The sequence below is a fragment of the Klebsiella sp. RIT-PI-d genome (assembly GCF_001187865.1).
GTDB lineage: Bacteria > Pseudomonadota > Gammaproteobacteria > Enterobacterales > Enterobacteriaceae > Superficieibacter.
Genome location: NZ_LGIT01000004.1, coordinates 276,482 through 290,453 on the forward strand (window position 1 = coordinate 276,482; position 13,972 = coordinate 290,453).

Consider the following 13,972-nt stretch of genomic DNA (forward strand, 5'->3'; position numbering starts at 1 on the left):
GCAGTAATTTTTTCTTTTATCGTTGATATCACTCCCCTCACCCTACAAAAAGGCATCACGATTATGAAAATAAAGAACGTTTGTCTTTCCGTCTGCGCTTCACTCCTGTTGGCCAGCGGGACCCTTCACGCGAAAGAGATTAAAATCGGCATGGCTATTGACGATCTCCGGCTGGAACGCTGGCAGAAAGATCGCGACATTTTTGTAAAAAAAGCCGAATCATTAGGTGCGAAAGTATTTGTGCAGTCAGCAAATGGTAACGAAGAAACGCAGATGTCACAGATTGAAAATATGATCAACCGCGGCGTAGACGTGCTGGTCATTATTCCTTATAACGGCCAGGTACTGAGTAACGTGGTCAAAGAAGCGAAGCAAGAGGGCATTAAAGTTCTGGCCTATGACCGTATGATTAACAATGCAGACATCGATTTTTATATTTCATTTGATAACGAAAAAGTCGGTGAGATGCAGGCGCAAAGTCTGATAAATAAAACCCCTCAGGGGAATTACTTCCTGATGGGCGGTTCGCCGGTGGATAATAACGCAAAATTATTTCGCGCAGGCCAGATGAAGGTATTAAAACCCTATATTGACCAGGGAAAAATTAAAGTTGTAGGCGATCAGTGGGTTGACGGCTGGCTACCTGAAAATGCGCTGAAAATCATGGAAAACGCATTAACGGCGAATAATAACAAAATTGATGCGGTGGTAGCCTCAAACGATGCAACTGCCGGAGGCGCAATTCAGGCTCTTGATGCCCAGGGGCTGGCAGGTAAAGTCTCTATCTCAGGTCAGGACGCCGACCTCGCCGGAATCAAACGTATTATCGCCGGAACCCAGACAATGACGGTTTACAAACCGATCACGCTGCTGGCAAACACCGCGGCTGAAATCGCCGTCGAACTGGGTAACGACCAGCAGCCGAAAGCGGACTCTACTCTCAATAATGGCCTGAAGGACGTTCCGGCCCGTCTACTGACGCCAATCGAAGTGAATAAAGACAATATCGACGACACCATTATTAAAGATGGTTTCCATAAAAAAAGCGATCTGTAATGCCTGATGCCCTCCTGGTGGGGGCTTAGGTTCTCGTTTTGCCAGATAGTGTTATTTCATTGGCTACGTGGAGCACGTTATGTCCTGGTTACTGGAGATGAAAAACATTACCAAAGCCTTTGGAACCGTAAAGGCCGTTGATAATGTCAGCCTGAGAGTAAACTCAGGTGAAGTAATGTCACTGTGTGGCGAAAATGGCTCAGGGAAATCCACATTAATGAAAGTGTTATGCGGTATCTATCCGCATGACACTTTTGAGGGCAACATTATTTTTGCCGGAGAACCCTTGCAGGCCAGCCATATTCGCGACACGGAACGTCGGGGTATCGCGATCATTCATCAGGAGCTGGCGCTGGTAAAAGACCTGACGGTACTGGAAAATATTTTTCTCGGTGCAGAAATCACCCGTCACGGGGTGATGGATTATGACAGCATGACCCTGCGCTGTGAAAAGCTACTTGCTCAGGTCAGTCTGACCATTTCACCTGATACACGCACAGGAGATTTAGGCCTGGGCCAGCAGCAACTGGTCGAAATTGCCAAAGCACTTAATAAACAAGTTCGACTGCTTATTCTTGATGAACCCACAGCCTCTTTAACCGAACAGGAAACGGCGATATTGCTCGACATCATTCGTGATCTGCAACATCACGATATTGCCTGTATTTATATTTCCCACAAGCTTAACGAAGTGAAGGCGATTTCAGACACCATTTGCGTGATCCGTGACGGGCAGCATATTGGCACCCGAGATGCCGCCGGAATGCGCGAAGATGACATCATTACCATGATGGTAGGTCGTGAGCTGACCGCGCTCTATCCTAATGAACCGCATACCACCGGTGACGAGATCCTCCGTGTTGAGCATCTGACTGCCTGGCATCCGGTTAATCGTCACATCAAGCGAGTGAACGATATCTCATTCACGCTTAAACGCGGTGAAATACTCGGCATCGCCGGGCTGGTGGGCGCAGGCCGTACTGAGGCCGTCCAGTGCCTGTTCGGCGTCTGGCGAGGACGCTGGGAGGGTCAGATCTTTATTGACGGGCATCCGGTGCAAATCCGCAACTGCCAGCAGGCCATTGCACATGGCATTGCTATGGTGCCTGAAGATCGTAAAAAAGACGGCATCATACCGGTAATGGCGGTAGGCAAAAATATCACTCTGGCCGCACTGGATCAGTTTACGGGTCCCGTTAGCGCACTTAACGATGCGGCAGAGCAGCAGTGTATTTTACAGTCTATTCAGCGTCTAAAAGTGAAAACCTCTTCTCCAGAGCTGGCCATTGGTCGCCTCAGCGGCGGCAATCAGCAAAAAGCGATTCTGGCGCGCTGCCTGCTGCTCAACCCGCGCATTCTTATTCTTGACGAACCGACACGCGGTATTGATATCGGCGCCAAGTATGAGATTTACAAGTTAATCAATCAGCTTGTGCAACAGGGCATTGCCGTCATCGTTATTTCGTCAGAACTCCCTGAGGTTCTGGGTCTGAGCGACAGAGTGCTGGTAATGCACGAAGGAAAGCTGAAGGCCAGTTTGGTCAATCATAATCTGACGCAAGAACAGGTAATGGAAGCCGCATTAAGGAGTGAACATCATGTCGAAAAGCAATTCGTCTGAATTGAAACTCGCCGTTCCGGCCCCAGGCCCTTTCTCTGGCCTGAAATCATTAAACTTACAAGTTTTCGTCATGATCGCGGCAATCGTAGCCATCATGCTATTTTTTACCTGGACTACCGACGGGGCTTATCTGAGCGCACGTAATATCTCCAACCTGCTTCGCCAGACTGCGATTACCGGTATTCTGGCAGTAGGCATGGTTTTTGTGATTATCTCCGCTGAGATCGATCTTTCTGTCGGCTCAATGATGGGGCTGCTTGGCGGCGCGGCGGCCATTTTTGACGTCTGGCTTGGCTGGCCGCTCCCACTGACTATTGTGGTCACTCTGGCGCTCGGTTTGTTACTGGGAACCTGGAACGGCTGGTGGGTGGCTTACCGCAAAGTCCCGTCGTTTATTGTTACCCTTGCCGGTATGCTGGCCTTTCGCGGCATCCTGATTGGTATTACCAACGGCACTACCGTCTCGCCTACCAGTGCATCCATGTCACAAATTGGTCAAAGCTACTTGCCCGGTAGTGTCGGCTTTACTATTGGGATGTTGGGATTGATGGCATTTACAGGCTGGCAGTGGCGCGGGCGTATGCGTCGTCAATCGCTCGGCCTGAGCACGCCTGCCCCGGGCAGTACCGTGGGAAAACAGGCGATTACCGCCGTGATTATTCTCGGCGCGATCTGGCTACTCAATGATTACCGGGGCGTACCGACGCCGGTCCTGCTGCTGGCTTTTCTGCTGCTGGCAGGTATGTTTATGGCAACGCGAACGGCTTTTGGCCGTCGTATTTATGCTATTGGCGGCAATCTGGAAGCGGCCCGCTTGTCCGGTATTAACGTCGAACGAACTAAGCTTGCCGTATTCGCGATTAACGGGCTAATGGTGGCGGTTGCCGGACTTATCCTCAGTTCACGTTTAGGCGCAGGCTCGCCTTCTGCAGGTAATATCGCCGAACTGGATGCTATCGCCGCCTGCGTGATCGGCGGCACCAGCCTTGCAGGTGGTATCGGCAGCGTTGCTGGCGCAGTGATGGGAGCATTTATTATGGCTTCGCTGGACAACGGAATGAGTATGATGGACGTGCCGACGTTCTGGCAATATATCGTTAAAGGCGCGATTCTGCTGCTGGCAGTCTGGATGGACTCTGCGACAAAACGTCGCGCCTGATCCAGCAAAAAGCAAGAGAACACGATCGGCCCAGGATGCCGGTCGTGCTCTTCATCATGCGATGATAAACGGGAAATCGGTAACATGTTTGAAAAGCGTCACCGCATCACGCTGTTATTTAATGCCAATAAAGCCTACGACCGTCAGGTCGTTGAGGGCGTAGGGGAATATTTACAGGCATCCCAGTCGGAATGGGATATTTTCATTGAAGAGGACTTTCGCACCCGAATAGAAAATATCAAAGAGTGGCTGGGTGAGGGAGTCATTGCTGATTATGACGATCCCGAAATTGAGCGGCTCCTGGCCGATGTCGATGTGCCTATTATCGGCGTGGGCGGTTCGTATCATCTTCCGGAGCGCTATCCTGCCGTTCACTACATCGCAACCGATAACTATGCACTGGTCAAAAGTGCTTTTCTGCACCTTAAGGAAAAGGGAGTAAATCGCTTTGCTTTCTATGGTCTGCCGGTGTCCAGCGGTAAACGCTGGGCGGTAGAGCGGGAATATGCCTTTTGTCAGCTGGTGGCGCAGGAAAAATATCGCGGCGTTGTCTATCAGGGGCAGCAAACCGCACCAGAAAACTGGCAGCATGCGCAAAACCGACTTGCCGACTGGCTCCAGACGCTACCGCCGCAGACTGGTATTATTGCCGTCACCGATGCCAGAGCGCGGCATATTCTTCAGGCCTGTGAACACCTGCATATTCCGGTGCCGGAGAAACTGACGGTGATTGGTATCGATAACGAGGAACTCACCCGCTACCTTTCGCGCGTAGCGCTGTCGTCCGTCGCTCAGGGTACGCGCCAGATGGGTTACCAGGCTGCAAAACTGCTCCACCGGTTGCTGGATGACGAAGAATTACCCTTACAGCGTGTGCTGATCCCACCGGTGCGGGTTATTGAGCGTCGTTCAACCGACTACCGTTCGCTAAACGATCCTGCAGTCATCCAGGCGATGCACTACATTCGTAATAACGCCTGCAAAGGCATTAAAGTTGAGCAGGTGCTGGACTCAGTCGGCATCTCCCGCTCAAATCTGGAGAAACGGTTTAAAGAAGAGGTCGGCGAGACTATTCATGCGATGATCCACGCTGAAAAACTGGAAAAAGCCCGTAGCCTGTTGATCTCAACTTCTTTATCCATCAACGAGATTTCGCAAATGTGCGGTTATCCTTCCCTGCAATATTTCTATTCGGTGTTTAAGAAAGAGTATGACGCCACACCGAAAGACTATCGGGAGAGGCACAGTGAAGTGATGATGTAGCTGAGGACCTGGCTTACGCCAGTTACGCTGGCAACGGCAGATCGCGCCGATATTTTTAACAAATAATCATAAGCCTGACTAAATGTTGCAGAAAAATTAATGTATTCAGGTAATAGCAAAAGAAAACCCGAATGATAAATGTCATTCGGGTCGGGAAAGAAATAATAATCGAAATGGCTACAGCATGAGTAATTACATATGTGCTGCAATCAGCCGCTGATTATCCTGATACATTGAAAACAGGAAATTGTTGTAGCTTGAGCCTTTCGTGGAATACCCTTCCAGCTTATGGATCATTGCCGTTGCGGTCACTTCCTGATCGGCTTTGCGCAGTTGTGCACGCGACTTACGGAAAGAGGCATATGCCGGATGCGTATTCAGATTAACAACATAAGCGTTAACCGATTCTTTAACAGAACCAAATTGTGAATACCCTTTCACTTTTCCCGGTGCGTTATTACAACGCCCCTTCGCGCATTTCATGCCGAACAGGTTGTTATTATTCCGTGCAAGCTTCGATGTACCCCAGCCGCTCTCCGCTGCTGCCATTGTTGCTACCATGCTGTCCGGGATAATATCTACCCGCTCAAGTAACTTATTCCACGGAACACGGCGGGTATTGCCGGCCCAGCTGACTTTATAGCGCTGCGCGATAGATTTCAGGCGCGCGCGTTCCGCAGGCGACCATTTACCGGTATACTGTTTTGAAATCAGCCAGTTACGATCTTTGGTAATGGCTGCATTTTGACTGGTAATATAAGGCATGACCGTCCGGAGAAACGCTTTTTTCCTTGGTGTTCCGGAAGGGTATTTTCGCAAGTCAGGGAGTGTAACGCTTAAATCACTATTGCGAGAATACTCTTGTTTACTGCTAACCTTTTTATTACTTGTCGTTGTTATTCGGGCTATATCACTCGTTGTCGTATGCGTTTTTGCAAACGTCCCACCCGAAAAAGCACAGGTGAGTAACATGAGAATCATGGCCCCATATCGTCGAAGGGGAGTCGATATCATTAAGTCTCCTGGTCGGATTTAAGCATCCAAACGCCTTAGTTATGTGAGGAAAATAAGCACTGAGCCCCGCACCTTACCAAAAATATCCTTTATGAGCACGTAAAGGAATAGATAAAATCCTAATTATTGTCACGAGAAATGTGCAAAAAGCGTTCACTTATGCACCATAAGTGCTACATACATCTCACTTTTTGCTGTTTTTTTGCGCTGGCTCACTCACCCCACGCCATCCTCCCCATCAGGTGCGTTCCAGGGAGGAGCACGTCGGATAAATTTGCATGCAAAATGAACTAAACATCGTGACAGGACACCGCCATGAAATTCGCCGCACTTATCCCGCTGCTACTTCCCGGCATGACACTCGCCGCCTGGAATACGCCCGGATTCCCTACGTTTAGCGCAGAGGGCACCGGGAAATTCGTAAGTCAGGCTACACTCACCAAGGGTACACGTCCTCTGAGGTTAAATCTTGACCAGCAGTGCTGGCAACCTGTTGGCGCTATCAAGCTTAATCAAACGCTGTCACTTCAGCCCTGCGGCGGCGGTTCACCCCAGTGGCGCCTGTTTCGTGACGGTAACTATCAATTCATTATTGATACTCGCTCCGGTACGCCAACGCTGACGATTGAAGTACAAAACGACGTCCAGGAAACCCGTGCCGCCGTTATTCGTCAATGTCCGCGATGGGATGGTAAACCTTTGACGCTGGATGTCAGCCAGACTTTTCCGGAAGGCACGCGCGTACGCGACTTTTACAGTCAGCAAACCGCAACGGTCGAGCAGGGAAAAATCACTTTTTTACCGGCGGATGAAAGCCATGGTCTTTTGCTCCTGGAGCGCGCCGAAACTGCTGCTGTCGCCCCTTTTAGCTGGCATAACGCCACCGTTTATTTCGTGCTTACCGACCGTTACGTTAACGGCGATCCGACCAACGATAACAGCTATGGTCGCCATAAAGACGGTATGGAAGAGATCGGCACATTTCACGGCGGCGATCTGAAAGGGCTAACCAGTAAACTGGATTATCTTCAACAACTTGGCGTTAACGCACTCTGGATAAGCGCCCCGTTTGAGCAGATACATGGCTGGGTCGGCGGCGGGACTAAGGGCGATTTCCCGCATTACGCTTATCATGGTTACTATACCCAGGACTGGACCCGGCTGGATGCAAACATGGGTAATGAGACAGATTTGCGTCACCTGGTGGATGAAGCGCATAAGCGCGGTATTCGCCTTCTGTTTGACGTGGTCATGAATCATACCGGCTATGCAACGCTTGCCGATATGCAGGCGTATCAGTTCGGGGCGCTCTATCTCAAGGGTGATGAACTGAAAAAGATCCTCGGCAAGCGCTGGACCGACTGGAAACCTGCCGCAGGCCAGAACTGGCACAGCTTTAATGATTATATCAATTTCAGCGATAAAGCGGGCTGGGACAAATGGTGGGGCAAAAACTGGGTCCGTACCGACATTGGTGATTACGACAATCCAGGCTTTGACGACCTGACCATGTCGCTGGCCTTCCTTCCCGATTTAAAAACCGAATCCACCAGCGCCTCGGGTTTACCGGTATTTTATCAGCACAAACCCGACACCCATGCCAAAGAGATTGCAGGCTATACACCACGTGATTATCTCACGCACTGGTTAAGTCAGTGGGTGCGTGATTATGGTATTGACGGCTTTCGGGTGGATACCGCAAAACATGTCGAACTTGATGCCTGGCAGCAGCTTAAAACGCAGGCAAGCGAAGCGCTCGCCGCCTGGAAAGCAGCAAATCCGGCAAAAGCGCTGGATGACGCGCCATTCTGGATGACCGGAGAATCCTGGGGGCATGGCGTCATGCAGAGTGACTACTACCGCCACGGCTTCGATGCCATGATTAACTTTGATTACCAGGAGCAGGCAGCGGGGGCTGTTGATTGTCTGGCCAATATTGATCCAGTCTGGCAGCAGATGGCTGACAAACTCCAGACCTTTAATGTGCTGAGCTATCTCTCATCCCACGATACCCGCTTATTTCGTGAAGCCGGTGGTCGGGCGGCGGAACTGCTTCTGCTGGCGCCCGGCGCGGTACAACTATTTTACGGCGATGAATCATCGCGGCCTTTCGGTGCAACCGGATCGGACCCACTTCAGGGGACGCGTTCACAGATGAACTGGCAGGACGTTGCCAACGCCTCCTCACAAGAGGTTGCACACTGGCAAAAACTGGGGCAATTCCGCGCGCGGCATCCGGCTATCGGGGAAGGTAAACAGACCACGCTTACGCAGCCTCAGGGGTACGCTTTTGTTCGTCAAAAAGGCGATGATACCGTGATGATCGTCTGGGCCGGTAAAGCACAATAAGGAGTGGCTGGCGCGGAGGACTCCCCTTTCCGCGTCAGCATAAAAAACTGCTTTTTCTATAAATTTACGTTAAATCCATCGTTCACTTCCGCTTTCCCCGATTTGCACCGTCTCTCTGGTCGCGTTATCGTTACCCTCTTTTCATCAGGCCCGACAGATTACCCGCTATGACATTTTCCCTTTTTGGTGACAAATTTACCCGCTATTCAGGCATTACCCGCCTGATGCAGGACCTTAACGACGGTTTACGTACGCCTGGCGCAATCATGCTGGGCGGCGGTAATCCGGCACAAATCCCGGCGATGACCGACTATTTTCACCAACTGCTTGCCGACATGCTAGTTAACGGTAAAGCCACGGACGCGCTGTGTAACTACGATGGTCCGCAGGGAAAAAGTGAACTGCTGGAACTGCTGGCGGGTATGTTGCGTGAAGAACTGGGCTGGGATATCGAGCCACAAAATATTGCACTGACAAACGGCAGTCAAAGCGCATTTTTCTACTTATTTAATCTTTTCGCGGGACGACGTGCAGATGGCACCACGCGTAAAGTCCTTTTCCCCCTTGCACCGGAATATATTGGCTATGCCGACGCGGGGCTGGAAGAGGATTTATTTGTCTCTGCGCGTCCCAATATTGAACTGCTGCCGGAAGGCCAGTTCAAATACCACGTCGATTTCGAACATCTGCATATCGGCGAAGATACCGGCATGATCTGCGTTTCTCGCCCGACCAATCCGACGGGTAACGTCATCACTGATGATGAACTGATGAAACTGGATGTCCTGGCCAACCAGCATGATATACCGCTGGTTATCGATAATGCCTATGGCGTTCCCTTCCCCGGCATTATTTTTAGCGACGCTCGTCCGCTGTGGAATCCGAATATCGTACTGTGCATGAGTCTGTCAAAGCTCGGTCTGCCGGGTAGTCGATGCGGGATTATCATCGCCAGTGAAAAAATCATTTCTGCCATTACCAATATGAACGGCATTATCAGCCTGTCCCCGGGCGGCATTGGGCCGGCAATGATGAGCGAGATGATCAGGCGCAACGATTTACTGCGTCTGTCAGAAACGGTCATTAAGCCATTTTACTACCAGCGCGTGCAGGAAACAGTGGCTATCCTTCGCCGCTATCTGTCACCGGAGCGCTGTCTGATCCACAAGCCGGAAGGCGCAATTTTCCTCTGGTTATGGTTTAAAGATCTGCCTATAACCACCGAACTGCTGTACCAGCGGCTGAAAAAGCGCGGCGTGCTGATGGTGCCTGGCGACTACTTCTTCCCCGGCCTCGATAAACCCTGGCCACATACCCAACAATGTATGCGGATGAACTACGTTCCCGATCCCGATAAAATCGAAGCCGGGGTAAAAATCCTGGCCGAAGAGATAGAGCGGGCCTGGCTGGAAGGATAAACACCGCGCGGCGAATGTAGCCGCGCACGTTGCAGCTTTGCCGGATCGAGACAGGTAAGTGCATGGGTCGGACAGGCTTCCACACAGGCCGGACCGCCATCGCGATGCTGACACAAATCACATTTCAGGGCCTGCGCCTGCTGCAATATAGTAATTACCTGTATTGCACCAAACGGACAGGCCACCATACAACTTTTACAGCCGATACAGCGGCTCTGATCGACAATAATCGCGCCATTATGCTGTTGAATCGCGCTATTAGGGCAGACCCTGGCGCAAGGGGCATTTTCGCAATGATGACAGGTCACGGCCGTCGAAAACGTATCGGCCTTAATGACGCGAATGCGCGGGATGAAAGCCGCCGCCGTTAACGCGGCACAGTCCTGCTGATCCTGATGAGACACGACACAGGCCACTTCACAAGTACGGCAGCCAATGCATTTCGACGCATCGGCGCGAATAAATTGATTCATGCCTTTCTCCGGCAGTAAAAAATGCAGAGTGCCAGAGAAGCTGGCAGTAATACTTTGATCCCACGCGGGTAAGCAGAGAGATTGGTCAGATGCCAGAAATTGTCTGGCATTTTGTTTTGATCTTTAATAAGTCTGGCAATGAGGGTTAGCTAAAATTTCTACGCTGTTCAAAAAGCATTTTTTGTTCACTCAATACATTAATGCTTCTTACCATTGTAAAACTGTGACTTATATTCATTATTTGGGGGAGTAACTGCTTCATTATATTATGTAAAATAGATACTTTGTAGGGAGTAGTTACAGTGGTTGAGTTTACTGAGAAATTAAACGCACTAGCATCAAAAATTAAACAACAGAGAAATGTAATTGAAACAGAAGAGGCGACAAAAAATGCTTTTGTAATGCCTTTTATTAACAATGTATTAGGCTATGATGTTTTTGACCCAACAGAAGTCATCCCTGAATTTGTTTGCGACATTGGAACAAAAAAGGGCGAAAAAATTGATTATGCCATCCTAAAAAACGGTGAAATCCAGATTCTCATTGAGTGTAAGAAAATTGGAGAAACTTTAAACGTTAATCACGCATCACAGTTATTTCGCTACTTCCACGTGACTAATGCCAGAATCTCCATTTTAACGAATGGTCAAACGTACAAATTTTATACTGACCTTGAAGCCCCTAATAAAATGGATGAAAAGCCGTTCTTAGAAATTGATCTAATGGATATGGATGAAACAGTTATCCCAGAGTTGAAAAAAATCACCAAGTCTGCGTTTGATCTGGAGTCTATTATCAATGCTGCAGGCGAGTTGAAATATGTGAGCCTTATAAAAAAACTGCTTCATGCTCAATTGATCGATCCGGAAGAAGATTTCGTTAAATTTTTCGCTTCACGTATATATGATGGGATGCTAACACAGAAAGTTCGTGAAACATTTTCCGTTTTGACCAAAAAAGCCGCAAGTCAGTATATCAATACGCAGATTAATGAAAGGTTAAAGTCAGCGATTGGAGGAAATCATCCGCCACTTTTGACAGAGCCAAATAATACTGTATCGTCATCTGAAGAAAATACTAAAGATGATTCAGGAATAGTGACAACCTTCGAGGAACTTGAAGGCTTTCATACCGTTAAGGCTATCATCAGAACAGTACTTGATGCACCGAGGATTAACTACAGAGATACTAAAAGTTACTTTGGCATTCTTGTTGATGATAATAATAGAAAACCTATTTGTCGATTGCATTTTAACAGGTCGCAAAAATATATTGGCCTATTTGATGCCGAAAAAAATGAAACCCGACACCCTATTAATTCGGTAGATGATATTTATTCTTTCTCTGACATACTGAAGGCTACAGCATCATCTTATAACTGACGTTTGAATAATTTCGCAGGCTAATCATGCCTGCTTTCATTATTCATTACTCCTGGATTTAGTAGGTAAAGCAATAGAAAAATTTAGCGAATATCCAGAAATAACGACTTGCGGTGTGTAAAATCTTGTCTCATGATATTACCTAATAACTTTATATGACCACAGAGAAAAATAATGAGCAAAGACATCACCTCCGGGCCGCACATGAAACGAGTAAAAGCCTCTGTTATCTATCGATTATTATTAATTGGCCTGAGCATTCCGATGCTTATTTTCAGCGTAATTTGCGGGATCATGGGGATTTTTGGTTACGATATGGTGAGCTGGAACAACCAGACGGTACACGGCTTGCTGGCTCTGCCGGTAGCGTTATTAAGCGGCGTGTTTATCAGCGTTATTTTTACGTTCTTTTTCGGCTCGTTTGTGTGCCTGGGCCTATGGATATATAGCCGTTTTCGCCCGCTCCAGGTGAAGGTGTTGGATTAATCCAGACATTCCTTCACTTATGCAGGCCGGGCAAGCGCTGCGCTGCCCGGCAGGTTTTGCTAAAACAATCCCATCGGTTTATCGGAATAACTGACCAGCAGGCATTTAGTTTGCTGATAATGTTCCAGCATCATTTTGTGGGTTTCACGCCCTATGCCGGACTGTTTATAACCGCCAAACGCCGCATGTGCCGGGTAGGCGTGATAGCAGTTAGTCCATACGCGCCCGGCCTGAATACCCCGTCCCATTTTATAGGCCAGACTACCGTTACGGCTCCAGACGCCCGCTCCCAGCCCGTATTGGGTATCATTGGCAAGCTCCAGCGCGTCTTCCATCGTTTTGAAGGTCGTCACGGCCAGCACCGGGCCGAAAATTTCCTCCTGAAAAACACGCATAGCGTTGTTACCAAAAAGAATGGTTGGCTCCAGATAATAGCCACCTTCAAGATCGCCGGTTAACGCTTTACGTCGCCCACCGGTCAGGATATCGGCACCCTCCTGCTTGCCAATATCGATATAGTTAAGAATGGTTTCCAGCTGCCCTTGCGAGACTTGTGCACCCATTTGGGTACCGTTATCAAGCGGGTTACCGCTGCGAATACTTTCAACACGACGGATTGCTCGCTCCATAAAGCGTTCATAAATCGATTCCTGGACCAGGGCACGGCTTGGGCAGGTACACACCTCACCCTGGTTAAAGGCGAAGAGCGCGAATCCTTCCAGCGCTTTATCAAAGAACGAATCTTCTTCATCCATCACGTCGGCGAAGAAAATGTTCGGGGATTTTCCGCCCAGCTCTAGCGTCACCGGAATAATATTTTGAGTGGCATATTGCATGATCTGCTGGCCGACTTCCGTCGAGCCGGTAAACGCAATTTTGGCAATGCGCTTAGACGTTGCCAGATATTCACCTATCTCACCACCTGCGCCGTTAACCACATTAAGCACGCCCGGCGGCAGAAGATCGCCCACCACTTCCATCAAAAGCAGGACTGAAAGCGGCGTCAGACGCGCCGGTTTCAGCACGATACAGTTGCCCGCCGCCAGCGCCGGGGCCATTTTCCAGCAGGCCATCAGCAGCGGGAAATTCCACGGTATGATTTGCCCGACCACGCCCAGCGGTTCATGAAAATGATAGGCAACCGTCTCGTTATCAACCTCACTGATGCCGCCTTCCTGCGCGCGAATACAGGAAGCAAAATAGCGGAAATGATCGATAGCCAGCGGCACATCAGCAGCGCTGGTTTCGCGGATCGGCTTACCGTTGTCCCAGGTCTCGGCCGTCGCCAGCAGCTCCAGATTCTGCTCCATACGATCGGCAATTTTAAACAGGATCGCCGCCCGATCCTGCACTGACGTTCGCGCCCACTTATCTTTAATCTTATGCGCGGCATCCAGCGCCAAATCGATATCCTGCTTGCCGGAAGAGGCTACTTCGCACAGCAGCTGGCCAGTAACCGGCGTCAGGTTCTGATAATACTCACCCTCTACCGGCGCAACCCAGTCGCCACCGATAAAGTTGTCATAACGGGATTTTAATTTAAGCGGATAGCCGTATTCGCCAGGCTGAATGCGCGAAGAAGGGGGATTATGGGTCATGGGCATCTCTCCTTGTCACAAGTCGTCTTTCAAAGGTAGACGCCATTGGTGAATTATTCGCCACTCGTTCACCGCTTTACGACACGCTTCACGAATTACTTTCCTTTACGTTTCGCCGGCTGGCTTCAGCCATACTTAGAGCGTAACGATTTA

At 49.4% G+C, this 13,972-nt stretch carries 10 protein-coding genes and 1 pseudogene; 8 read left to right on the top strand and 3 right to left on the bottom strand.

Going from position 1 to position 13,972, the window contains the following annotated elements:
* The first annotated feature begins 63 nt into the window (after window positions 1-63).
* The 4 genes from xylF to xylR all read left to right on the top strand — a co-directional run bounded on the left by xylF (window position 64) and on the right by xylR (window position 5,099).
* A complete protein-coding gene (gene xylF / locus AC791_RS04475; RefSeq protein ID WP_049839279.1) occupies window positions 64-1,056 on the top strand; it encodes a D-xylose ABC transporter substrate-binding protein in 993 nt (330 codons plus the stop codon).
* A 79-nt stretch (window positions 1,057-1,135) separates the two neighbouring features.
* Window positions 1,136-2,677: a xylose ABC transporter ATP-binding protein gene (locus tag AC791_RS04480; RefSeq protein WP_049839280.1), complete on the top strand. Its 1,542-nt coding sequence runs from the start codon at window positions 1,136-1,138 to the stop codon at window positions 2,675-2,677.
* Window positions 2,655-3,836, top strand: coding sequence for a xylose ABC transporter permease XylH (gene xylH, locus AC791_RS04485; RefSeq protein WP_049839281.1), 1,182 nt, complete (start codon window positions 2,655-2,657; stop codon window positions 3,834-3,836). The genes AC791_RS04480 and xylH overlap by 23 nt, the downstream gene beginning before the upstream one ends.
* Window positions 3,837-3,920: 84 nt before the next feature.
* The gene (xylR, locus tag AC791_RS04490) at window positions 3,921-5,099 is read left to right on the top strand and encodes a D-xylose utilization transcriptional activator XylR (protein ID WP_049839282.1); all 1,179 of its coding nucleotides are present in this window, start codon (window positions 3,921-3,923) and stop codon (window positions 5,097-5,099) included.
* 192 nt (window positions 5,100-5,291) lie between these two features.
* On the opposite strand, the gene AC791_RS04495 is transcribed toward xylR, so the two are convergent.
* Window positions 5,292-6,113, bottom strand: a complete 822-nt coding sequence (locus tag AC791_RS04495; protein WP_049839283.1) for a protein bax — start codon at window positions 6,111-6,113, stop codon at window positions 5,292-5,294.
* Window positions 6,114-6,428: 315 nt separating this feature from the next.
* On the opposite strand from AC791_RS04495, the gene AC791_RS04500 reads away from it, so the two are divergent.
* Both AC791_RS04500 and avtA read left to right on the top strand, forming a co-directional pair.
* Complete coding sequence (locus AC791_RS04500; RefSeq protein WP_049839284.1) at window positions 6,429-8,462, top strand: alpha-amylase; 2,034 nt, start codon at window positions 6,429-6,431, stop codon at window positions 8,460-8,462.
* Between the two features lie 167 nt (window positions 8,463-8,629).
* The gene (avtA, locus tag AC791_RS04505) at window positions 8,630-9,880 is read left to right on the top strand and encodes a valine--pyruvate transaminase (protein WP_049839285.1); all 1,251 of its coding nucleotides are present in this window, start codon (window positions 8,630-8,632) and stop codon (window positions 9,878-9,880) included.
* A gap of 11 nt (window positions 9,881-9,891) precedes the next feature.
* On the opposite strand, the pseudogene AC791_RS19555 reads toward avtA, so the two are convergent.
* A pseudogene (locus AC791_RS19555) lies at window positions 9,892-10,353 on the bottom strand (4Fe-4S dicluster domain-containing protein); the annotation flags it as partial.
* A gap of 302 nt (window positions 10,354-10,655) precedes the next feature.
* Here AC791_RS19555 and AC791_RS04515 point away from each other — a divergent pair.
* Both AC791_RS04515 and AC791_RS04520 read left to right on the top strand, forming a co-directional pair.
* Entirely contained in the window at window positions 10,656-11,735 is a 1,080-nt protein-coding gene (locus AC791_RS04515; RefSeq protein WP_049839287.1) for a type I restriction endonuclease, read from the top strand.
* 174 nt (window positions 11,736-11,909) lie between these two features.
* A complete protein-coding gene (locus AC791_RS04520) occupies window positions 11,910-12,221 on the top strand; it encodes a hypothetical protein (protein ID WP_049839288.1) in 312 nt (103 codons plus the stop codon).
* 59 nt (window positions 12,222-12,280) lie between these two features.
* Here the strand turns inward: AC791_RS04520 and AC791_RS04525 are convergent, their stop codons facing one another.
* Entirely contained in the window at window positions 12,281-13,819 is a 1,539-nt protein-coding gene (locus AC791_RS04525) for an aldehyde dehydrogenase family protein (RefSeq protein ID WP_049839289.1), read from the bottom strand.
* Window positions 13,820-13,972 lie beyond the last annotated feature (153 nt).